This is a genomic window from Nocardioides marmorisolisilvae (assembly GCF_031656915.1).
Classification (GTDB): domain Bacteria; phylum Actinomycetota; class Actinomycetes; order Propionibacteriales; family Nocardioidaceae; genus Marmoricola; species Marmoricola terrisoli.
Genome location: NZ_CP134227.1, coordinates 1743919 through 1765963 on the forward strand (window position 1 = coordinate 1743919; position 22045 = coordinate 1765963).

A 22045-nucleotide genomic window follows, 5' to 3' on the forward strand; every position below is an offset into this window, starting at 1 on the left:
CCTTCGCACTGTCGGTGTCGTGGGCGAGGATGGTGCGGTGGACGACGCACTGGCCCGATTCGGGGCTCCCACGCGGGCCTGGTTCGAGGCTGCGTTCGCCCGGCCCACCTCCGCCCAGGCGGGTGCCTGGTCGACGATCGCCGCGGGCCGCCACGCGCTGGTCGTCGCCCCGACCGGCTCGGGCAAGACGCTGTCGGCCTTTCTCTGGTCGCTGGACCGGCTCTTCCACGAACAGGTCCCCGACGAGCGCTCACGACGATGCCGGGTCCTCTACGTCTCCCCGTTGAAGGCACTCGCCGTCGACGTCGAGCGGAACCTCAGGGCGCCTCTCACCGGCATCCGGCACACCGCCGCCCGACTCGGCCTCGAGCTCCCCGAGGTGACCGTGGGGGTGCGCTCGGGCGACACCACGCCGACGGAGCGCCGACGGCTGCAGACCAGACCGCCGGACATCTTGATCACCACGCCGGAGTCGCTGTTCCTGATGCTCACCTCGGCCGCGCGCGAGTCGCTGCGCGGAGTCGAGACGGTGATCCTCGACGAGGTGCACGCCGTGGCCGGCAGCAAGCGCGGCGCCCACCTCGCGGTCTCGCTGGAACGGCTCGACGCCCTGCTCGACCGGCCGGCACAGCGCATCGGCCTGTCCGCCACGGTCCGTCCGGTGGAGGCGGTCGCGCGGTTCCTCGGCGGGACCGCGCCGGTGGAGGCCGTGGCGCCGCCGGCCGAGAAGCGTTGGGATCTCTCGGTGGTGGTGCCGGTCGAGGACATGACCGAGCTCGACGCGGCCCCCGACGGGAGTGACTCCGAGCGGGCCGGCTCGATCTGGCCGCATGTCGAGGAGCGTGTGGTCGACCTCATCGAGCAGCACCGGTCGACGATCGTCTTCGCGAACTCCCGCCGCCTCGCCGAGCGCCTCACCGCCCGGCTCAACGAGGTGCACGCCGAGCGACTCGGCGAGCCGACCGAGCTGATCGGCTCCCCCGGGCCCCCGGCCCAGGTGATGGCACAGTCGGGTACCTCGCAGGGTGCCGCCGGCGTGCTCGCGCGTGCGCACCACGGCTCGGTCTCCAAGGAGCAGCGGGCGGTGATCGAGGACGACCTCAAGCGCGGCCGGCTGCCGTGCGTCGTCGCCACCAGCAGCCTCGAGCTCGGCATCGACATGGGCGCGGTCGACCTCGTCGTCCAGATCGAGTCACCGCCCTCGGTCGCGAGCGCGCTGCAACGCGTCGGTCGGGCCGGTCACCAGGTCGGCGAGACGTCCCGTGGGGTGCTGTTCCCCAAGCACCGCGGCGATCTGGTGCCCACGGCGGTCACGGTCGAGCGGATGCGCACCGGTGCGATCGAGGCCCTCCGGGTGCCGGCCAACCCCCTCGACGTGCTCGCCCAGCAGGTCGTCGCGGCGACCGCGATGGACACGTGGGCGGCCGACGACCTCTTCGCCGTACTGCGTCGCTCGGCACCGTTCGCGACACTGCCGCGCAGCGCCTTCGACGCCACCCTCGACCTGCTCGCCGGGCGCTACCCCAGCGACGAGTTCGCCGAGCTGCGGCCGCGGATCGTCTGGGACCGGGTCACCGGTGCGCTGTCCGCCCGGCCCGGCGCCCAACGGCTCGCGGTGACCAGCGGTGGCACCATCCCGGACCGCGGGCTGTTCGGGGTCTTCCTGGTCGGGAGCGACTCAACCGGACCCGGACCCGGTCGGCGGGTCGGCGAGCTCGACGAGGAGATGGTCTATGAATCCCGGGTGGGCGACGTGTTCACCCTCGGCACCACCAGCTGGCGCATCGAGGACATCACCCACGACCGCGTGATGGTCTCCCCGGCGCCCGGGCAGCCTGGCCGGCTCCCGTTCTGGACCGGGGACTCGCTCGGTCGACCCGCGGAGCTGGGCGAGGCGATCGGCGCATTCGTCCGCGAGGTCGCCGCCATGGACCGGCCAGCGGCGGTGGCCCGAGCCCGCTCCGCCGGGTTCGATGCGTGGGCCGCCGCCAACCTGGTCAGCCTGCTCGAGGAGCAGCGAGAGGCCACCAACCGGCTGCCCCACGACCGTCAGCTGGTCGTGGAACGCTTCCGTGACGAGCTCGGGGACTGGCGGCTGGTGGTGCACTCGCCCTACGGCACGCCCGTGCACGCGCCCTGGGCGCTGATGGTCAACGCCCGGCTGCGCGAGCGGTACGGCGTGGACGCCCAGGCGATGGCGGCCGACGACGGCATCGTGGTGCGGATCCCCGAGACCGACCAGGACCCGCCCGGCGCCGAGCTGATCGCCTTCGACCCCGACGAGGTCGAGCAGCTCGTCACCACCGAGGTGGGGGGCTCGGCGCTGTTCGCCTCCCGGTTCCGCGAGTGCGCCGCCCGGGCGCTGCTGCTCCCCCGGCGCGACCCGGGTCGCCGCTCGCCACTGTGGCAGCAGCGTCAACGCAGCGCGCAGCTGCTCGAGGTGGCCGCCCGCTACCCGAGCTTCCCGATCGTGCTGGAGACGGTCCGCGAGGTGCTCCAGGACGTGTATGACGTGCCGGCGCTCGTCACGCTGCAGCGACGGATCGCGGAGCGGCGGGTCAGCCTCGTCGACGTCGCGACCACCCGTCCGTCGCCGTTCGCCCAGTCGCTGCTGTTCGGGTACGTCGCGGCATTCATGTACGAGGGGGACTCGCCCCTGGCCGAGCGCCGGGCGGCCGCTCTCACCCTCGACCAGGGCCTGCTCGCCGAGCTGCTCGGTCGCGCCGAGCTACGCGAGCTGCTCGACCCGGCGGCGCTGGCCGAGGTCGAGGCGGAGCTGCAGCGGCTGCGACACCCCGGACTCGACGACCGCCGCGCCCGCGACGCGGAGGGTCTGGTCGACCTGCTCCGGCTGCTCGGGCCGCTGAGCACCGCCGAGACCGCCGAGCGGGCGACCTTCGACGTCGACGAGCCGTTGGAGCGCCTGGTGGAGTCGCGTCGCGTCGTCCGGGTGCGCATCGCGGGCGAGGAGCGCTGGGCGGTGGTCGAGGACGTCGCCCGGTTGCGCGACGGCCTGGGCGTACCTGTGCCGCCGGGCACTCCGGAGACCTTCACCGAGCCCGTCGAGGACCCCTTGGGCGACCTGGTCGGCCGGTTTGCCCGCACACACGGACCCTTCACGACGGCGGACGTCGCGGCACGCCTCGGGCTCGGGTCCGCGGTCGTCCACCAGACCCTGGTCCGGCTGGCAGCGCACGGGCGGGTCCTCGAGGGCGAGTTCCGCCCCACCGGGACCGGGTCGGAGTGGTGTGACGCCGAGGTGCTGCGCCGGCTGCGCCGCCGGTCGCTGGCCCGGCTGCGGCATGAGGTCGAGCCGGTCGAGCCGGCCACCCTCGGCCGGTTCCTGCCGGCCTGGCAGCACGTGGCAGCGGGCGCGTCGGCCGGCCGTGGGCTCCGTGGCGTCGACGGCGTTCTGGCGGTGGTCGAGCAGCTCGCCGGCTGCCCGGTGCCGGCCAGCGCCTGGGAGTCCCTGGTCCTACCGGCGCGGGTCGCCGACTACCAGCCGGCCTACCTCGACGAGCTGACCGCGACCGGGGAGGTGCTCTGGGCCGGGCACGGCTCGCTGCCCGGCTCCGATGGATGGGTGTCACTGCATCTGACGGACTCCGCGGATCTGACCCTGCCGGCACCCGACCCGGACGCCGATCTCAGCACCCTGCACCGGGCGGTGCTCGAGGCGCTGGACGGAGGTGGGGCGTTCTTCTTCCGCCAGCTGGAGGCCGCCGTACGCCGCAGCGACGCCTCGGGCGGAACCACCGACCCCGAGCTGTCGCAGGCCTTGTGGGACCTGGTCTGGTGGGGCCGGGTCGGCAACGACACGCTCGCCCCGCTGCGTGCGCTCACCCGGGGCGGCGGTGCGCACCGCGGTCGGCGCAGCCCGCCGCGCGCCCGGCTGGGCCGGCCCGGGCGGCCCGGGCGGACGCCGATGCCGGTCCGCGGTGGACCTCCCGAGGCCGCCGGGCGCTGGTTCCTGCTGCCCGAGGTCGAGCCCGACCCGACCCGACGCAGCCACGCAGCCGCGGAGTCGCTCCTCGAACGGCACGGCGTGGTGACCCGCGGCGCAGTGACCAGCGAACGCACCCCGGGAGGCTTCGCCGCGGCGTACAAGGTGCTCGCCGCCTTCGAGGACGCCGGACGGTGCCGACGCGGCTACTTCGTCGAGGGACTCGGCGCCGCCCAGTTCGGCTCCGCGGGTGCGATCGACCGGCTGCGCACCTTCACGCCGCCCGCGGCCGGCACCAAGGCGGTCGCGGTCACGCTGGCGGCCACCGACCCCGCGAACCCCTACGGCGCCGCACTCCCCTGGCCCGGGCGCACGGCGGGCCACCGTCCGGGCCGGAAGGCCGGCGCCCTCGTCGTGCTCGTCGACGGCGCCCTGGCGCTCTACGTCGAGCGTGGAGGGCGGTCGCTGCTCACCTTTGTCTCGACCGTTTCCGCACCGAGTGTGGAGGAGGACACCCTCGCGGTCGCGATCGATGCCCTCGGCACCGCCGTACGTCGCGGCGCGCTCGGCCGCCTCACCGTTGAGAAGGCGGACGGGTCGAGCGTCCTCGGTGAGTCCTCGGCGGCGCTGCGGCAGGCACTCGAGGACGCCGGTTTCGTGGTGACCCCGCGGGGGCTGCGGCTGCGCGGCTGATTTCGTGGTGACCCCGCGGGGGCTGCGGCTGAGCGGCCGAGTCGCGGCGCCCCGACGGGCACCGCTCGTGGCAGGCTGACGACTCGTGCACACCTACCGCGAGCTCTTCGGGATCCGGGAGTTCCGGGTGCTCTTCGGCCTGCGCGCGGTGGTCATCACCGGCGTCGTGGTCAGCAGCCTGGCGATCGGCACCGTGATCTATCGGGTGACCGGCTCGCCGCTGCTCACGTCGCTGGCGCTCTTCGGCGGCCCGTTGGTGCAGCTGCTCACGAGCCACTTCCTCCTGGCCGGCTCCGATCTGCTCCGGCCGCGCACCGCGATGGTGATCTCGGCGACGACGGCCGGGGGCACCGACCTGCTGCAGCTTCTGCCCGGCCTGACCTGGCCGATCCGCTTCGTCATCCTGGCGGCGGGCTACGTCGTGCTCGCGGCGACCTCCGGGACGGTGGTCGCCCTCCTTTCCGACATCGTTCCCCGCGAGGCCTTCGTGCTCGCTCGCTCCACCCTCAACATCACCGTCGGCGGGATGCAGATCGCCGGCAATGGGGTCGGCGCGATCCTGTTGATCTGGCTCAGCGGCCGCGACCTGTTCTGGATCAGCGGCACGGTCACCCTCGCCGGCGCGCTCGCGGCTCGGATCGGCCTGCGCGACCACCCGCCCCGCGCCAGCGGCAAGGTGGTTGCCCGGACCCGAGCGGTCAACCGGATGCTGCTGGGCTCGGCGGCCGTCCGGCCGATCTACCTGATGATCTGGATCCCGAACGGGCTGGTCGTCGGTTGCGAAGCGCTCTACATCCCGTACGCCGGGGGCCACGCCGGCTACCTCTTCGCCGCGACGGCGACGGGCATGCTCGCCGGCGATGTCGTCATCGGCCGTTTCCTGCCGGAGGACCGCCGCGACCGGCTGATCGTGCCGCTCCGCATCCTTCTCGCGCTGCCGTTCATCGCCTTCGCATGGCAGCCCGTGCTCGGCGTCGCCGCAGCCCTCGGGATGGTCGGAGCGTTCGGCTACCCGGCGTCCCTGCCCCTCCAGGAACGTCTGGTGAGCCACACCGCTGCGGACAGCCGCGGTCAGGTCTTCGGACTGGCCGGCACCGGCCTGATGGTCGGGCAGGCGCTGGGCGCCGCGATCGCGGGCGGTGTGGCGGACCTGCTCGGCGCCGGATCCACGGCGGCGGGTCGCACCATGACCGTGATGGCAGTGCTCTCGCTGCTGGCCACCGCCCTGATCGTGCCCGGCCTCCGCCGTACGACGCCCACCCCCGGCAGGTCAGTCGAACCCGATGTCGCCGACTGATCGCCCTGGCCGGGCAGGCCAACGTGCTCAGCCACGGGCGCCTTGATGGGCAGACCCGCACGTCCGCCATCCCCTTACAGGGTTCGGAAAAGTACTTGTCCACCTGCTCGTTCCCACGGTCGAAAGTGTCGGTGCGGCCGGTCAGAATGGAGGCATGTCAGTCGCACAGACAGCCGGATATTCGGGCGCTTCCCTCGGGTCGCACGCTCCGGAGCATGCGGTCCTCGACGCCGTGGCCGATGCACGGACTCGGTCCATGCGGGCCGCGGCGGAGGAGCTGACCTGCGTGCTGGCCTGGGCACACGCCCACCCCGGCACACCCGGCGACTGCGCCTCCTGGCAGCGGGCCCTGATCCCGCCGGACGAGGACGGCCTGGACCGGCTCGGTGGGCCGGGCACCCCGGCGGTCGCCGAGTTCGCCGTCGAACAGCTCGCCGCCCGGCTCGCGGTCTCGACCGGGTCGGCCATGGGCCTCGTCGCCGACGCCCTCGACCTGGCCCACCGGCACCCGGTCCTGTGGGGCTGCGTCCAGGCCGGCGCCTGTCCCGTCTGGACGGCGCGGCGGGTCGTGTCGGCCTGCCACGCCCTGCCTGCCGAGGCCGCTCTCTGGGTCGACGAGCGGACCGGCCACCTGGCCGGGACCCGGGCATGGCGCACCGTGGAGTCGACCATCTCCTACGCGATCGCGAAGTGGGACCCCGAGAAGACCCGCGCTGCCGAGGAACAGGCGAGGGACGGCCGGCGGCTGGACATCGACCTGCCCGGACAGGGCGGCAACGCCGCCGACCCCGACAAGGTCATCGCCGCCGCTCACATCCGCGGCAGTCTCTCGGTCATCGACGCGATCAAGTTCGAGGCGCTGGTCGCGGCCCAGGCCGCCGAGCTGGCCGCGACCGGGGACACCTCCAGCCTGGACATCCGCCGGGCCAAGGCCCTCGGTGTGATCGCCGACCAGCTGATCACGGGCGAGCTCACCTTCTGCTCTGCCGAGACCGGCGTCAGCAGCGCCACCCGACCGGCACCGAAGAGCTGCCTCCCGGCCACCCTCTACGTGCACGTCACCCTCGAAGACCTGCTCACCCACCTCGGTGGCACCGACCGGGTCGGGACCGTCGAGACGCTCGGGCCGGCCACCCTCCACCTGCTCGGCCAATGGCTCGGCGAGACTCGACTCAGCATCCGCCCGATCCTCGACCTCGGCCGCACCGACGCCGTCGATGTCCACGACCCGCCGGCCTGGATGCGCGAGCTCGTCACCCTCCGCGACGGCCATTGCGTGTTCACGCACTGTGGCCGCGACGCCCGGTCCTGCGACCTGGACCACATCGACCCCTACGTCGCGATGGACGAAGGGGGTCCGCCCGGCCAGACCCGGCCGGACCATCTTGCGCCGCTGTGTCGAAGACACCACCGGCTCAAGACCTTCACCCGCTGGCGCTACCACCGCCTCCCCGACGGCAGCTACCAATGGACCGACCCCCAGGGTCACCGCTCCGACGTGCCCCTCTGAACATCCGCCCACCGACCGACCCCGCGAGGACCAGGCCTCGCGGGGCCACCGGCACGCCCGGATCCTGGGTACTGGCAGGTCGCAGCAGGCTCAGGTCGCTACCGTGGCCGATCCGCCTTCCAAGGAGTCACCACATGGACATGCGCCTCGAGCTCGTACCGCTCCCGACGGCCGACGTGGACCGGAGCCTGGAGTTCTACGTCGACCGCGTCGGCTTCCGCCTCGACCACGACGTCCAGCCCGGCAACGGGTTGCGAGTGGTCCAACTGACGCCACCCGGGTCCGCATGCTCGATCGTGATCGGCGTGGGAATGAGTGACCCTGGCGCCCCGCGGGTCCAGAATCTGCATCTCGTGGTCGACGACCTCGCAGAGGTCCGCGACCACCTGTCGAACCACCACGTCACGGTGTCCGAGGTGAATGACATGGGTGGCGTCAAGTACGCGTACTTCAGCGATCCTGATGGAAACTCCTGGGCACTCCAGGAGCTTCCGCAGCGCAGCTGAGCAGTGCCTCGACAACTGGAACCGGGGAGGTGCGATGCCCGAGGGTGACACCGTCTGGCAGGCCGCGAAGCGGCTGCGCCGGCTCGACGACCAGATCTTGGTCCACACCGACTTCCGGCTGCCGAGCCTGGCCACCACCGACCTCGCAGGCAGCCGGGTGCTCACCACCCGGTCGCGTGGCAAGCACCTGCTGACCCGTCTCGACAGCGGGCTGTCGCTCCACAGCCACCTCAAGATGGAGGGCAGCTGGGCGGTCCATGACCGAGGTGCCCGCTGGCGCAAGCCGGCCCACACCGCCCGAGTGGTGCTGCAGACGGAGTCGTTGGAGGCCGTCGGCTCCCAGATCGTGCTCGACCTGCTCCCCTCCGACCGCGAGGACGAGTACGTCGGGCGCCTCGGCCCGGATCTGCTCGGCGACGACTGGGACCCGGATGAGGCGGTCCGCCGGCTGGCTGCGCAGCCCGCCGTACCTCTTGCCGACGCGCTGCTGGACCAGCGCAACCTCGCCGGGATCGGCAACGTGTACAAGTGCGAGCTCTGCTTCCTCACCGGCGTCGACCCGCACCGTCCGGTCGGCGAGGTGTCTGACCTGCAGCGGCTGGTCAGCCTCGCCCGCCGCGTGCTGCTGGCCAACCGCGACCGGGTCGACCGGGTCACCACCGGACGGACGCGCCGCGGCGAGAGGACCTGGGTCTATGGCCGACGGGGCCCGTGCCTGCGCTGCGGGACGCCCATCGAGTACGACGAGCTCGGGCCGCCCGGTGCCGAACGCGGCACCTGGTGGTGTCCTCGCTGCCAGAGGTGACCGGACGCGCCACAATCGTGGTGTGGACGTCGACGACCTGCCGGAGGCAGAGCGGCTGTGGTGGGTGTTCGCGACCAGCACCGCGCTGGCGCGCCTGCGCCGTGACCCGACCTGGTCCTACGACCCCGCCTTCCACCTGTTGGCCCACGACGCTTCCGGCGGCGTGCGGCTGCGGATGCAGCGCATCCACCACGGCCGGTGCGTGCTCTGGGGCACCTGGCCGGACGCGAGCCCCAGCCCGCTGTGGACCGGGGTGCCCGGCTGGGCGACCTCCGACGCCGTCCACGACTGGCTGCAGCGCGACGGGGCGTCGTTCCTGGCCTGGGAGCACCGTGGCGAGTGGGACACCGCGACCCCCGAGGTGGACCTGGCCGTCCCGCTGGCTCCCCTGCTCGACGCGCAGGTGCCCGAGGCCCTGCTGACCGCCGCCCGCGAGGGCCGGGTCGCACCCGACGACCTCGCCGGGCTCGCCGGGTTCTCCGACCCTGGCGGGACCGAGGCGGACCTGGGCGAGGCGGCGGCCGTGCTGAGCGCAGCCCGCGACGACGCACCGGCCCTGCAGGGGACGGTACGGCGCCTGCTGGCGACCGAGATCCGCACCCAGATGATCGCCGCGGTCGAACGGGACCGCGTGCTCCCCCAGCGACCGGTTCCGCTGGTCCGCTGGGCCCGGATCGCCACCCCGCCGCCCGACTTCCAGTACGCGGTCCACCAGCAGGACGGTCGACTGGTTCCGGCGCTGGGCAACTCGCCCCTGGCCGAGCAGCACCGGATCACCCTCGGCAACCTGCTGTCCCGGCTGCACCGTGAGGAGGCGAGCGCGGAGGGCGGCAGCTGGCTGTTCGCACGGGTCCGGTTCGACGGGGTGAACGTGCACTTCGACCGGGCGTTCGACAGCCGGCCGCAGTGGTACGAGGACGAGGGCCCGTCGCTGGACACCCTGTGGGCCGAGATGGCCGGGCGCGCCCCGGACTGGCGGCCACCCTGGGCGCGCCTGCTGCCCCGGAGCTGAACGACGATCTCGCCGAGTGGTCCCGTACTGCGCCCGAGACGTCCTGTATTGCACGTGAGTGGTCGCCAATGGCGCACTATGTGACCACTCGGTGGCAATGTGGGACCACTCGGCGGACGAGGTGACCGCTACAGCAGCCGTCGGTCCGAGGCCCATCGGGTCAGCTCGTGGCGCGAGGAGAGCTGGAGCTTGCGCAGCACCGACCCCATGTGGGTCTCCACGGTCTTGGTGGAGATGAACAGCTCGGCGGCCACCTCCTTGTAGGAGTAGCCGCGCGCGATCAGCCGCATCACCTCCCGCTCCCGCTCGGTGAGCCGATCGAGGTCCTCATCGACCTGGGCGACCTCGATCGTGCCTGCGAAGGCGTCCAGCACGAAACCGGCCAGCCGCGGCGAGAAGACCGCGTCGCCCGAGGCGACCCGGCCGATGGCGTCGATCAGCTCAGGACCGGTGATGGTCTTGGTGACGTAGCCGCGGGCGCCCGCGCGGATCGTGCCGATGACGTCCTCGGCCGCGTCCGACACCGACAGTGCGAGGAACTGGGTGGAGGCCGGCGTCGCGGGCGTCCGGAAAGCACCGACTCGTCGCATCACTTCCGCACCACCGCCGCCGGGCAGGTGCACATCGAGCAGCACCACCTCCGGATGGTGCTTCTGGACAGCGGCGACGGCCTCGTCGACGTCGGCAGCCTCGGCCAGAACGTCGACCGCCGTACCGATCTCGGCGCGTACGCCGGACCGGAACATCGCGTGGTCGTCCACGATCACCACGGTGTGCTTCACGTCCCTGACTCCTTCGACGGCTCGTCCCAGGGCATCGACAGCCTGATCTCGGTGCCCGCCCCGGGGTTGCTGCGCACCTCGGCCACACCGCCGTGCCGCTGCATCCGGTCGATGATGCTGTTGCGCACTCCGTGCCGATCCGGAGCGACGTCGGCCAACTCGAACCCATGGCCTCGGTCGCGGACGAACACCTCGATGCCGGTGGCCGCGACCTCGGCGTACACGTCGACCTTGCCGGCACCGCTGTGCTTGGCGGCGTTGAGCATCGCCTCCCGTGCGGCGAGCACCACGGGCCGGGCGGACTCCGGGAGCGGTCGGTCGCCGACGCTGACGACCTCGACGGGTACGCCGGTGCCGTCCTCGATCTCGGCCGCGGCCTGGCGCAGCGCGGCGACCAGGGTGGTCTCTCCGCCGTCCGGTGCGTCGTAGAGCCAGGACCGGAGGTCCCGCTCCTGGGCGCGCGCCAGCCTGGCGACCGTCGCCGGGTCCTCGGCGGACTTCTGGATCATCGCCAGGGTCTGCAGCACGGAGTCGTGCAGGTGTGCGGCGACGTCGGCGCGCTCCTGCGATCGGACCCGCTCGGCACGCTCTTCGGACAGGTCGTTGGTCAGCCGCAGCAGCCACGGCCCGACGATGAACGCGAGGCCGAGGATGCCCAGCAGCGCGGCGATCCCGACATTGAGCGCGGCGTTCCAGTCGCCGCTCCGAAGCGAGAAGGTCACGATCGCAGCCACCAGTAGCAGCGTCCCGGCGACGACCCGCAGCCAGGCGCCCCAGCCCCCGCCACCGACCAGGGCGGCCAGTGGAGAGATCCGGCCACTGTCCAGCCAGCGCTCCCGCTGCGCCTCGTCGGCCTGCCTCCAGAGCACCGCCACCCCGGCGACCGCCAACATCGCCGGCCAGATCACGAACGCGCGGCCGGTCAGCGCACTGACCAGGGCCAGCGCCCCGAGCGCGATCGCCCCCATCGCGACCATCGGCCCGTAGTCGACGAGCCGCCGCACCCGACGCGGTCGCTTGCCCTGTCGGGCGGCGGCGGCAAGCCCGGGCGCTGCATCCTCGAAGTGCGGCTGCTCGCGGAGCAGCATCCACAGACCGGCGTACACCAGGACGCCGAAGCCTCCGAACACCGCCGCGACCAGGAACGCGATCCGCACCCACTGCACCGGAACCCCGAGGTGCACGGCCAGCCCGGCGGCGACTCCGCCCAGCATGCCCTCGTCGGTGCGACGGTAGGCACGCCGCACCGGCGCGGACGCGCCGCGAGGCGCGGTGCCGGGCACGGTACGGCGGGCAGTGGTCTCCATGGTGCTCCCATGGTGGCATCCGGGGCGGGCCCGCCACATCGGGAACCTCCCCTGCCCCGGGACCGGGGCACGATCAGGGCTGTCCCCGATGGTGCGCGGGCTGCGGCGAGGTCAGGCTTGCTGCCATGAGTACGACACAGGACCAGGGCGGCACCCGCCAGGAGCCGGCGGACGACGGACCCCAGGTCAACCGCGAGCAGCTCCACGACCTCGACCGGCTGCGCCGTAGCAGCACCGACCGCTACATCGCCGGGGTCGCCGGCGGCATCGGCCGGCACTTCGGCATCGACCCCACGATCATCCGGGTCGTCCTCGCGGTGGCCTGCTTCTTCGGCGGCGCCGGGCTGATCCTCTACGCCGCGGTGTGGCTCCTCGTGCCCGAGGACGATCACGCCCGGGCGCCGATCCCGGTGGGCGGAGAGGCCCGCCGGGTGCTGCTGATCGCAGCCGCGGTGATCGCCGCGTTGGCCCTGGTCGGGAACAGCTGGGGCGGCTTCGGCTGGCACTTCGCCTGGCCGCTCGTCGTGATCGCGGTGATCCTCGCGGTCGTCGTCGGCGGCCACCGTCGTGTCGAGGAGCGCCGTGCCGACGCCGCCTCCGGGCCGGGTGCGACCACACCAGGACCGAGCGACACCACCATCGTTCCGCCGACGGCCTGGCGGCCCCCGCCGCCGTCGTACCGTCCGAAGCGACCCGAGCGCGTCGGCCTGGTGCTGTTCTGGCCCACCCTCGCGCTGATCGCCGTCGGGCTGGGCGCCCTGGGCATCTACGACATCGACCACCACGTGGCCACCGGAGCCTGGGCGGCGGTCCCGCTGGGGATCATCGGCGTGATGCTCGTGGTCGGTGCCTTCGTGGGACGCCCCGGTGGACTGATCCTGCTCGGCCTGCTGGCGCTGCCCGCGCTGGCGGTGACCACGGCGGTCGGCAGTGCGGGACACTGGGAGGCGCGCACCGTGCACTACGCCCCGGCCAGCGCGGCACAGGTCCAGGACGACTATCGGATCAGCAACGGCAGCCTGGTGGTCGACCTGAGCACGGTGTCCGACCCGACCGCCCTGGCAGGCCGGCAGCTGGACCTGCGGATGAACGCCGGAGAGATCCGGGTGGTGCTTCCGCCGGGGGTGCGGGCCAGCGTCGACGCCTCGCTCGGGTTCGCCGGCGACGTGCAGGTCGGCAGCCGGGAGCAGTCCGGCTTCGGCCCCGAGCTGCACCGGATCGTCCCCGGAGGCGGCGCGAGCGCCTCCGCGCCACTGATGACCCTCGACGTGCACGGGCACGTCGGCCACATCCAGATCGAGCGCTACCGAGGTGACCACTGATGACCGACATGACCAACCAGCGGCCTGAGTACGGCGACCCGCCGCGCCGTGGCACCAAGGTGACCCATCTGGTGATCGGCCTGATCTACCTCGGCATCGTGGCCAGCTGGGCGCTGGGACAGGGCGGGGTGATCGGCTGGGGTGACTCGGCGTACGTCTTCCCCGCGGTGCTCGTCGGCGCCGGTCTGCTGGGCCTGGTGGCCTCGCTGGCCGGCCGTGGCTCGCGCCGGGCACCCGCACCGGCCCCGGTGGATGCTCCTGCGCCCGAGCCGGACGCCCCCGCCCACCCCACCGCGGGGCCAGCGGCCACCGCGGCCACCGCGAGCACCGCGAGCACTCCAGACACCCAAGACACCCAAGACACCCAGGACACCGAGGAGATCCGATGACCGAGCAACCCGGCTACACCCGGCCCGAGCCCAGGCGACTGGTCCGGCTGCCCGACGACAAGATGGTGGGCGGGGTCTGCTCGGGCATCGCCTGGCACCTCGGCGTCGACCCGACGCTGATCCGGGTGCTGACCGCGGTGGCCGGCGTGTTCGGCTTCCCCGTCGTACCCCTGGTCTACCTGCTGCTGTGGGTGATCGTGCCCGAGGGCGTCAGGACGACAGCGACCGGCTGATCACCTGGTTGGCGGCGTGCTGGAACCCCGCGACGACGCCCTCGAGGGTGAGCTGGCGCAGCCGGGAGAACATCTGCTCGAAGCGAGCGGCCTCCTCCTCGCTGTGCTCGCTCTCCCGGAAGGGCGTCACGATCTTGTCGCGCAGAATGGCCGTGAGCTCGTCGGCGAGCTCGTCCATGTGCCGGCCGATCGCCGCCGACGCCTCCACGAAGGAGTCGACGGGGATGTGCAGGTCGAGGGTCTGGACCGCGGAGTCGAACGGCGCGAGCACCTGGTAGCCGGCGCCCTCACGACGAAGCCCCTGCACCTTCACCAACGTGTCCAGGTCCTCATCGGAGAGTCGGCGACCGGCGCGCTTCTCGACCTGGCGGCGGGTCAGCGTCTCCCGCTTCTCGCTCGTCCATGAGGTGAGCATCGCCCGTTGCACCGCGAGGTCCTCGATCGGCGCCTCCAGCGGGATCCGGCTCAGGTACTTCTCGATGGCCGACAGCGTGAAGCCGTGGTCCTGCAGGGCCCGGATGAGGTCGAGCCGCGCGCGGTGCTGCGGCCCGTAGTAGGCCATCCGGCCACGTCGCTCGGGTGGCGGCAGCAGGCCGAGGCCGGCGTAGTACCGCGTGGTGCGCACCGTCATGCCGGTGGCCGCCGCCAGCTCGTCGACAGTGAGCAGTGCCTCGCCGTCGTCGTCAACCGGCTGCACCGACATCGTCACCACTCCCTCCACGCCCGATCCTGTCACGTCCTTGACGGTAACAGTAGAACTGGCACACTCTTGGTGCAATCACCAGCGAGCCCCCGCTTCCGCCTGCCTGAAGGATGGACCATGCCTGACCTCTACACCGACGAGCACGAGGACTTCCGGAGGACCGCACGGACCTTCTTCGACAAGGAGGTCGTCCCCCACCACGACCAGTGGGAGAAGGACGGGATCGTCCCGCGCGAGCTCTGGCTCAAGGCCGGCGAGGCGGGCCTGCTGTGCTTCGACGTCCCCGAGGAGTACGGCGGCGCCGGCGTGAACGACTTCCGCTACAACGTCGTGCTCTCCGAGGAGCAGACCCGCAGCGGGTGCAGCGGGCCGGGCTTCTCGGTGCACAGCGACATCATCGTCCCCTACCTCTCCGCGATCGCGACCGAGGAGCAGAAGCGGCGCTGGCTGCCCGGCTGCGTCAGCGGCGAGATCATCACCGCGATCGCGATGACCGAGCCGGGCGCCGGCAGCGACCTGCAGGGCGTGCGCACCCGGGCGATCGACAAGGGCGACCACTACGTCGTCAACGGCGCGAAGACGTTCATCAGCAACGGCATCAACGCCGACCTGGTGATCGTGGTCGCCAAGACCGACCCCGACGCCGGGCACCAGGGCATCAGCCTGCTCGTCGTCGAGCGTGGCATGGAGGGATTCGAACGCGGACGCAACCTGGACAAGATCGGACTGCATGCCCAGGACACCGCGGAGCTGAGCTTCACCGACGTCGTCGTACCCAAGGAGAACCTGCTCGGCGAGGAGGGCCAGGGCTTCGTCTACCTGATGCAGAACCTTCCCCAGGAGCGGCTGATCATCGCCGCCCAGGCCGTCGCCGCGTGCGAGAGCGTGGTCGAGATGTGCCTGGACTACGTCAAGACCCGCGAGGCGTTCGGCCGACCGATCGGGAAGTTCCAGAACACCCGGTTCACCCTCGCGGAGATGGCGACCGAGGCGCGCGTCGCCCGGGCCTTCCTGGACGACTGCCTGGCCAAGCACCTCGAGGGCAGGCTCGACGCCGTCGACGCCTCGATGGCGAAGTGGTGGTGCACCGAGCTGCAGAACAAGCTGGTCAACACCGGCGTCCAGCTGCACGGCGGCTACGGCTACATGATGGAGTACCCGATCGCGAAGGCCTACCTGGACAGCCGGATCTCCACCATCTACGGCGGGACGACCGAGATCCAGAAGGAGATCATCGGTCGCTTCCTCGGACTGTGACGACCCCCAGCGGGCGCGTCAGGAGGAGCGGAGATGAGGGACGTACGCACCGAGCGTGACGAGATCGAGGAGGCCGTCGCCGGCCGGACGATCGCGACCGCCCTCGCCCGGACGGTGGCGGACCACGGCGGCGAGCCGGCGTTCTCCGACAAGGTCGGCATCGACGGGCCCGGATGGCGCACACTGACCTGGCAGCAGACGCGCGACCGTGGACTCGACGTCGCCGCGGCGCTGGTCGACCTCGGCGTGGCACCCGGCGATCGGGTGGCGATCATGGCCTCGAACCGGCTCGAGCATGTGCTGGCCGACATCGGGGCGATGCACGCCGGCGCGGTGGCGATGTGATCTACAACACCCTCTCCCCCAGCCAGGTGGAGTACGTCGCCACACACTCCTCTCCGCGTGTCGTGGTGCTCGAGACCGCCGACCACGCAGCCCGCTGGTCAGCGGCACTGGCGCAGGCCGATCCCGCGCCTGTCGTCGTGGTGATCGACCCGCAGGCGGCGCATGACGGTGCCGTCACGTGGGACGACCTGCTCGCCCGCGGACACGCCACCCGCGCCCAGCACGAGGCAGAGGTCGAACGACGCTGGCAGGCGATCGCCCCCGCCGACCCGGCCACGATCCTCTACACCTCGGGCACGACCGGGCCTCCCAAGGGCGTGGTGATCAGCCACCACAACGTCCTCTTCGAGGCCGAGAGCAGCAGCCGCACCTCGCTGGTCGAGGGCGAACGGGTCACGCTCTCCTACCTCCCCTACGCCCACATCGCCGAGCGCGTCCTGGGCCTCTACCTGCCGCAGATCGACGGCGGCCACGTGCACCTGGTCGGAGACCCGGCCCTGCTCGTCGGCGCCCTGGGCGAGGTGCGGCCGACGGCGTTCTTCGGCGTACCGCGCGTGTGGGAGAAGATCCAGACCGGGATCGCGGGCCTGCTGGCCATGGAGGCCGACGAGCACAAGAGGCAGGCCGTGGCCGAGGCGATGGCCATCGCCCGGGAGTACGTCGAGTCACAGCAGGTCGGCCACACCACGAGCACCGACCTCCGGGCCCGGTACGACGCCGCCGCCGACGTACTGACTCCGATGAAGGCGATGCTGGGGCTCGACCGGGTGGCCTGGGCGGGCAGCGCCTCGGCCCCGATGCCGCTGGAGACGGCGCGCTTCTTCGCCGGGCTCGGCTTCTGCATCTTCGACATCTACGGGATGACCGAGACGACGGGCTCGGTGACCGCCTGCGGTCCGGGCACCTTCCGCCTGGGCAGTGTCGGCCGCGCCCAGCCCGGTATCGAGATCGCCATCGCCGACGACGGCGAGATCCTCACCCGAGGCCCGGTCAACACCGCGGGCTACCACGACAACCCGGCTGCGACGGCGCAGCTCGTCGATGCCGAGGGCTGGGTGCACACCGGCGACATCGGCCGCCTCGACGAGGACGGCTTCCTCTACGTCGTGGACCGCAAGAAGGAGATGATCATCACCTCGCAGGGCAAGAACATCGCGCCCTCGAACATCGAGAACCTGCTCAAGGAGAGCCCGCTCGTCGGGCACGCCCTCGCGTACGGCGACGGCCGGCCGTACGTCGTGGCGATCCTCACCCTCGATCCCGACGTGGCACCGGTGCTGGCGGGAAGGCTGGGGCTGGCGGACACCTCGCTGGAGGCGCTCGCCCGCGACGCGACGATCCTCGGCATGGTCGGCCAAGCGGTGGACGGCGCCAACGAGCGACTCTCGCGTCCCGAGCAGGTGAAGAGGTGGCGGCTGCTGCCGGTCGAATGGACGGCGGAGTCCGCCGAGCTGACGCCCACCCTCAAGCTCAAGCGACGGGTCGTCCACGAGCAGTACGCCGACGTGATCGACCAGCTGTACGCCTCCTGACCGGACGACGCGGTCGGCCACCGGTCAACGGCTGACCGTGGTCGACCGCTCACCGGGGCACAATCGGGCCATGACCGCCCTGACCCTCGGCACGTTGACCACCGAGCCGGCACTGGATCGACCCGATCTGCTCGGCACGTCGGTGCGGGAGACGCTGGAGGGCTGGGCGCTGGCGGCCGAGGTGGGCGTGGTCGCGATCGATCCCGAGCTCGCCGACACCGCGGCCTGTGCGGCGGCGTACGACCTGCCGATGGACTCCGGGGCGAACTGCGTGGTCGTTGCGGGCAAGCGTGCCGGTGAGGAGCGGATCGCGGCCTGCATGGTGCGTGCGGACACCCGTGCGGACGTCAACAACGTCGTCAAGCGGATGCTCGACGTCCGCAAGTGCTCCTTCCTGCCGTTGGAGCGCGCGGTCGCGGAGACCGCGATGGAGTACGGCGGCATCACGCCGATCGGCCTGCCCGCGAACTGGCGGATCCTCGTCGACGAGCGGGTGACCGGCATCGACGTCGCCGTGATCGGCAGCGGCATCCGTGGCTCGAAGCTCCTCCTTCCCGGTCGGCTGCTCGGGGCGCTACCGGGGGCGGAGGTGGTCGCCGGCCTGGCCGGTTAGCGGGCGGACCGCTCGAGGAAATCTGGTCGACCCGGACGCACCGGGGCTGGTTGGCTGACCGGCATGGAGCCAGCGACAGCGAGGTTCGACCGGACGATCCGCACCGTGATGTGGATCGACGCGCTGCTCTCCCTGCTGGTGGCGCTGCTGAGCATCGTGGCGGTGCCGCTGCTGGCAGTCCTCGGCTTCCCCCACCGCGCGACGCTCGGCCTGGGGATCGCCGGCGACCTGCGCCGTCGTGCTCGCGGGCTGCGGCGCTGTGACCGCCGTCCTGCTGGCGCTGCGGATGCGCGACGGCGACTACGGGCTCCCGCCGGGACTGCGGCTCCCGTTGCCCTCGTGGATGCGGGCGGTGTCCGACCAGCCGGCTCAGGGCTCCGGCGCGGTGGCGAGCCAGGAGGAGTAGCCGCGAAGCCCGTCGTACGTCGACCAGATGCGACGGGCCCAGGGGTGGTGTCAGGGGAATTCCGGATGACGAACAGCGTTCGCCCCTGCTGGAATGTGCCCATGCACCGCCAGATCGCCGGCACGCTGACCGGCCCGCGCACCAAGTGGCTCGTCCTCGCTCTGTGGATCATCGCCGTGGCCGTGCTGGGCAGCTTCGCCGGGAAGCTCACCGGGGTCGAGGACAACCAGGCACAGTCCTGGCTTCCCGGGAACGCCGAGTCCACCCGGGCGCTGGCCAAGCTGGAGGCGTTCCAGGACAAGAACGACATCCCGACCACGCTCGTCTACGAGCGCGACGGCGGCCTGACCAGGTCCGACCTCGGCACGATCGCCCAGCAGGTCGACCGGGTGCAGCGACTCGACGGCGCCGTACCGGTCACCCGGCCCGACGGGACCCCGGTGCCTGCTGCCGCCCTGGTCCAGGTCTCCCGCGACGGCGAGGCGGCCCAGGCGACCGTGCACTTCAACTTCGGCAAGAACGGCTGGAACAAGCTGCCCGACGCCGCCGCAGAGATGCACCGGATCGCGACCATTCCCGGCGTCACCTTCCACCTGGCCGGCCCCGGCGGACAGGCGGCGGACTCGGCGCAGGCGTTCTCCGGGCTGGACGGCAAGCTGCTCGGCTTCACCGTGCTGGTCGTCATGGTGATCCTGCTGCTCACCTACCGCAGCCCGCTGCTCTGGCTGCTGCCCGTCGTCTCGGCCGGCGTCGCCCTCGTGCTGGCCCAGGCCGTGGTGTACTTCCTCGCCAAGGACGCCGGCATGACCGTGAACGGGCAGAGTCAGGGGATCCTCACGGTGCTCGTCTTCGGGGCCGGCACGGACTACGCGCTGCTCCTGGTGGCCCGCTACCGCGAGGAGCTGCACCGCCACCGCGACAAGCACGAGGCGATGGCGTTCGCGCTGCACCGCGCGGCGCCGGCCATCGTCGCCAGCGGTCTCACCGTGATCCTGGGGATGCTGTGCCTGATGGTCGCGGAGATGAACTCGACCGCGGGGATGGGACCGGTTCTCGCCGTCGGGATCGTGATCGCGCTGGCGGTGATGGTCACGCTGCTGCCCGCACTGCTGGTGATCGTGCCGCGTTGGGTCTTCTGGCCGGCGCGGCCGCAGTTCGGTACGCCGGAGCCGACCGCCTCCGGCTTCTGGGCACGGGTCGGCCGGCGGATCGCGGTCCGGCCGCGCACGGTCTGGGTCGGCACGGCGATCCTGCTCGCCATCGCCTGTCTGGGCATCGTCAAGCTGGACGCCCATGGACTGTCGACCCAGGACAGCTACACCAAGGAGTTCGACTCGATCAAGGGCCAGAACATCCTGGCCGCGCACCACCTTGCCGACAACTCCAACCCGGTCATGGTGGTCTCGAACGCCGACAAGGCAGCACAGGTCAGCGCGGCCATGACCGGCGTGAAGGGAGTGAACACCCCGACGAAGCCGGTGGTGAAGGACGGGGTCGCGTTCGCGCAGGCCACCCTCGTGGACGACCCGACGTCACCGGCGGCGTACGACGCGGTCCAGCGGCTGCGCGAGCGTGTGCACGCCGTACCAGGCGCGGACGCGCTGGTCGGTGGCGGTACGGCCATCAACGCCGACGTCGAGACCGCCTCCGCGCACGACACCCGCGCGATCATCCCGCTGGTGCTGGTGGTGGTGCTCCTCATCCTGATGACACTGCTGCGCGCCGCCCTCTCCCCGATCCTGCTGATCGGCACCGTGCTGCTGTCCTTCGGGGCGGCCCTCGGGCTCAGCTCGTTGATCTTCCACTACCTGCTGGGCTTCGCGGGCGCGGACGCGGGCTTCCCGCTCTTCGTGTTCGTGTTCCTGGTCGCCCTGGGCATCGACTACAACATCTTCTTGATGACCCGGGTCCGCGAGGAGGCCGCCACCAAGGGGACCCGGGAGGGGTCGTTGATCGCCCTCGCCTCGACCGGCGGCGTCATCACGTCAGCCGGGCTGGTGCTGGCCGCGACGTTCTCGGTGCTGGGCACGATGCCGCTGGTCGCCTTCGCCGAGATCGGGCTCGCGGTCGCGCTGGGCGTGCTCCTCGACACGATGATCGTGCGGTCGGTCCTGGTGACCGCGCTCAACCTCGACCTGGGCAGCGTCATCTGGTGGCCGAGCCGGCTCGATCGCGGCACCTCGGACGTCGCCCGTCTCGAGCAGGTCGCGGCGCGCACCCGCGACTGAGCCGCCCCGGTTGAACCGCGCGGCACACTGGGTGATGCTGCGGATCCTGACAGTAGTACTGTCACGGTATTCACGGCACGGAAGGAACCCGATGAAGCTGTCCACGATGCTGATGTACGACGGCAACCCGCGCGCGGCGGCCGACCAGGTGGCCGCACTGGAGAAGGCAGGCCTGGACACCGTCTGGGTCGCCGAGGCCTACGGGTTCGACTCGCCCACATTGATGGGCTATCTCGCCGCGAAGACCGAGACCGTCGAGATCGGCGCCGCGATCCTGAACATCTACTCCCGGACGCCGGGTGCCCTGCTGCAGACCGCGGCCGGCCTCGACAACGTCTCCGGCGGGCGCGCGCTCCTCGGGCTGGGCGCCTCCGGCCCACAGGTCATCGAGGGCTTCCACGGCGTCCCCTACGAGAAGCCGCTGACCAGGACCCGGGAGATCATCGACATCATCCGCGCCGGGATGCGTCGCGAGCCGCTCCGTGCGGACGGCACGTTCCAGCTCCCGCTGGACAAGGAGCACGGCGCCGTGACCGGCCTCGGCAAGCCGCTCAAGCTGCTCACCCGCCCCGAGCGGGACTCGGTCCCGATCTACCTCGCGGCGCTCGGGCAGAAGAACGTCGAGCTCGCCGCCGAGGTCGCGGACGGCTGGCTGCCCCACCTCTTCTACCCCGAGAAGTTCTCGACCGTGTGGGGCGACGCGATCAAGGCCGGTACGGCGAAGCGGGATGCCTCACTCGGCCCGATGAACATCGTGGCGGGCGGGATGGTGGCGATCGGTGAGGGTCCCGACACCAAGGCGCTGCTGGACTTCGCCCGCCCGCTCTTCGCGCTCTACGTCGGCGGCATGGGCGCGAAGGGCAAGAACTTCTACAACGACGTCGCGCGGGCCTACGGCTACGAGGATGCAGCCGAGAGGATCCAGGACCTCTACCTCTCCGGCAAGAAGGACGAGGCCGCGGCGCTGGTGCCGACCGAGTGGCTCGAGGCCGCCAACCTGGTCGGCCCGGCGTCGTACGTCCAGGAGCGCATCGCAGCCTTCAAGGAGGCGGGCGTGACCAGCCTCAATGTCACCCCCGTGGGCGACGACCCGGCCGCGATCGTCACCCAGCTCAAGGAGTGGGTCGGCTGAGCGGTGCAGCGTGAGGGTCGCGCCGAGTTG

At 71.8% G+C, this 22045-nt stretch carries 18 protein-coding genes; 15 read left to right on the forward strand and 3 right to left on the reverse strand.

The genetic code is table 11. The features are described from left to right. Positions 1 to 37 precede the first annotated feature (37 nt). The 6 genes from Q9R13_RS08315 to Q9R13_RS08340 all read left to right on the forward strand — a co-directional run bounded on the left by Q9R13_RS08315 (position 38) and on the right by Q9R13_RS08340 (position 9766). Positions 38 to 4636 carry an ATP-dependent helicase gene (locus Q9R13_RS08315; RefSeq protein ID WP_310964629.1) on the forward strand — a complete coding sequence of 1533 codons (4599 nt, stop codon included), beginning with the start codon at positions 38 to 40 and terminating at the stop codon, positions 4634 to 4636. 85 nt (positions 4637 to 4721) lie between these two features. After that, complete coding sequence (locus tag Q9R13_RS08320) at positions 4722 to 5933, forward strand: MFS transporter (RefSeq protein WP_310964630.1); 1212 nt, start codon at positions 4722 to 4724, stop codon at positions 5931 to 5933. 154 nt (positions 5934 to 6087) lie between these two features. Further along, entirely contained in the window at positions 6088 to 7443 is a 1356-nt protein-coding gene (locus Q9R13_RS08325) for an HNH endonuclease signature motif containing protein (RefSeq protein ID WP_310964631.1), read from the forward strand. A 134-nt stretch (positions 7444 to 7577) separates the two neighbouring features. Beyond that, positions 7578 to 7949 (forward strand): VOC family protein, encoded by a 372-nt coding sequence (locus tag Q9R13_RS08330; RefSeq protein ID WP_310964632.1) that lies wholly within the window; start codon positions 7578 to 7580, stop codon positions 7947 to 7949. Positions 7950 to 7983: 34 nt separating this feature from the next. Next, positions 7984 to 8754 carry a DNA-formamidopyrimidine glycosylase family protein gene (locus Q9R13_RS08335; RefSeq protein ID WP_310964634.1) on the forward strand — a complete coding sequence of 257 codons (771 nt, stop codon included), beginning with the start codon at positions 7984 to 7986 and terminating at the stop codon, positions 8752 to 8754. Positions 8755 to 8776: 22 nt separating this feature from the next. Beyond that, complete coding sequence (locus Q9R13_RS08340; protein WP_310964635.1) at positions 8777 to 9766, forward strand: hypothetical protein; 990 nt, start codon at positions 8777 to 8779, stop codon at positions 9764 to 9766. Between the two features lie 128 nt (positions 9767 to 9894). Here the strand turns inward: Q9R13_RS08340 and Q9R13_RS08345 are convergent, their stop codons facing one another. Further along, positions 9895 to 10548 (reverse strand): response regulator transcription factor, encoded by a 654-nt coding sequence (locus Q9R13_RS08345; RefSeq protein WP_310964636.1) that lies wholly within the window; start codon positions 10546 to 10548, stop codon positions 9895 to 9897. Next, on the reverse strand, positions 10545 to 11855 hold the full coding sequence (locus Q9R13_RS08350) for an ATP-binding protein (protein ID WP_310964637.1): 1311 nt from the start codon (positions 11853 to 11855) through the stop codon (positions 10545 to 10547). Before Q9R13_RS08350 ends, Q9R13_RS08345 begins: the two co-directional genes overlap by 4 nt. Positions 11856 to 11980: 125 nt before the next feature. Here Q9R13_RS08350 and Q9R13_RS08355 point away from each other — a divergent pair, with 125 nt between their 5' ends. From Q9R13_RS08355 to Q9R13_RS08365, 3 genes are read left to right on the forward strand one after another with little or no spacing between them, the layout of a single operon-like run. After that, positions 11981 to 13177, forward strand: a complete 1197-nt coding sequence (locus Q9R13_RS08355; RefSeq protein ID WP_310964638.1) for a PspC domain-containing protein — start codon at positions 11981 to 11983, stop codon at positions 13175 to 13177. Beyond that, positions 13177 to 13566 carry a hypothetical protein gene (locus tag Q9R13_RS08360; protein WP_310964639.1) on the forward strand — a complete coding sequence of 130 codons (390 nt, stop codon included), beginning with the start codon at positions 13177 to 13179 and terminating at the stop codon, positions 13564 to 13566. The genes Q9R13_RS08355 and Q9R13_RS08360 overlap by 1 nt, the downstream gene beginning before the upstream one ends. Continuing rightward, the gene (locus Q9R13_RS08365; RefSeq protein ID WP_310964640.1) at positions 13563 to 13799 is read left to right on the forward strand and encodes a PspC domain-containing protein; all 237 of its coding nucleotides are present in this window, start codon (positions 13563 to 13565) and stop codon (positions 13797 to 13799) included. Before Q9R13_RS08360 ends, Q9R13_RS08365 begins: the two co-directional genes overlap by 4 nt. On the opposite strand, the gene Q9R13_RS08370 is transcribed toward Q9R13_RS08365, so the two are convergent. Further along, the gene (locus Q9R13_RS08370; RefSeq protein WP_310964641.1) at positions 13777 to 14535 is read right to left on the reverse strand and encodes a MerR family transcriptional regulator; all 759 of its coding nucleotides are present in this window, start codon (positions 14533 to 14535) and stop codon (positions 13777 to 13779) included. The two genes, Q9R13_RS08365 and Q9R13_RS08370, sit on opposite strands and share 23 nt — an antisense overlap. Before the next feature lie 84 nt (positions 14536 to 14619). Here Q9R13_RS08370 and Q9R13_RS08375 point away from each other — a divergent pair, with 84 nt between their 5' ends. The 6 genes from Q9R13_RS08375 to Q9R13_RS08400 all read left to right on the forward strand — a co-directional run bounded on the left by Q9R13_RS08375 (position 14620) and on the right by Q9R13_RS08400 (position 22015). Further along, entirely contained in the window at positions 14620 to 15759 is a 1140-nt protein-coding gene (locus tag Q9R13_RS08375; RefSeq protein WP_310964642.1) for an acyl-CoA dehydrogenase family protein, read from the forward strand. Positions 15760 to 15792: 33 nt separating this feature from the next. Beyond that, positions 15793 to 16104 (forward strand): AMP-binding protein, encoded by a 312-nt coding sequence (locus Q9R13_RS08380; protein WP_310964643.1) that lies wholly within the window; start codon positions 15793 to 15795, stop codon positions 16102 to 16104. Beyond that, entirely contained in the window at positions 16101 to 17636 is a 1536-nt protein-coding gene (locus Q9R13_RS08385; protein WP_310964644.1) for an AMP-dependent synthetase/ligase, read from the forward strand. Before Q9R13_RS08380 ends, Q9R13_RS08385 begins: the two co-directional genes overlap by 4 nt. Positions 17637 to 17706: 70 nt before the next feature. Continuing rightward, entirely contained in the window at positions 17707 to 18249 is a 543-nt protein-coding gene (locus Q9R13_RS08390) for a YbaK/EbsC family protein (RefSeq protein WP_310964645.1), read from the forward strand. Between the two features lie 63 nt (positions 18250 to 18312). Next, on the forward strand, positions 18313 to 20883 hold the full coding sequence (locus Q9R13_RS08395) for an MMPL family transporter (protein ID WP_310964646.1): 2571 nt from the start codon (positions 18313 to 18315) through the stop codon (positions 20881 to 20883). Between the two features lie 91 nt (positions 20884 to 20974). Beyond that, positions 20975 to 22015 (forward strand): LLM class F420-dependent oxidoreductase, encoded by a 1041-nt coding sequence (locus Q9R13_RS08400; protein ID WP_310964647.1) that lies wholly within the window; start codon positions 20975 to 20977, stop codon positions 22013 to 22015. Positions 22016 to 22045: the final 30 nt, after the last annotated feature.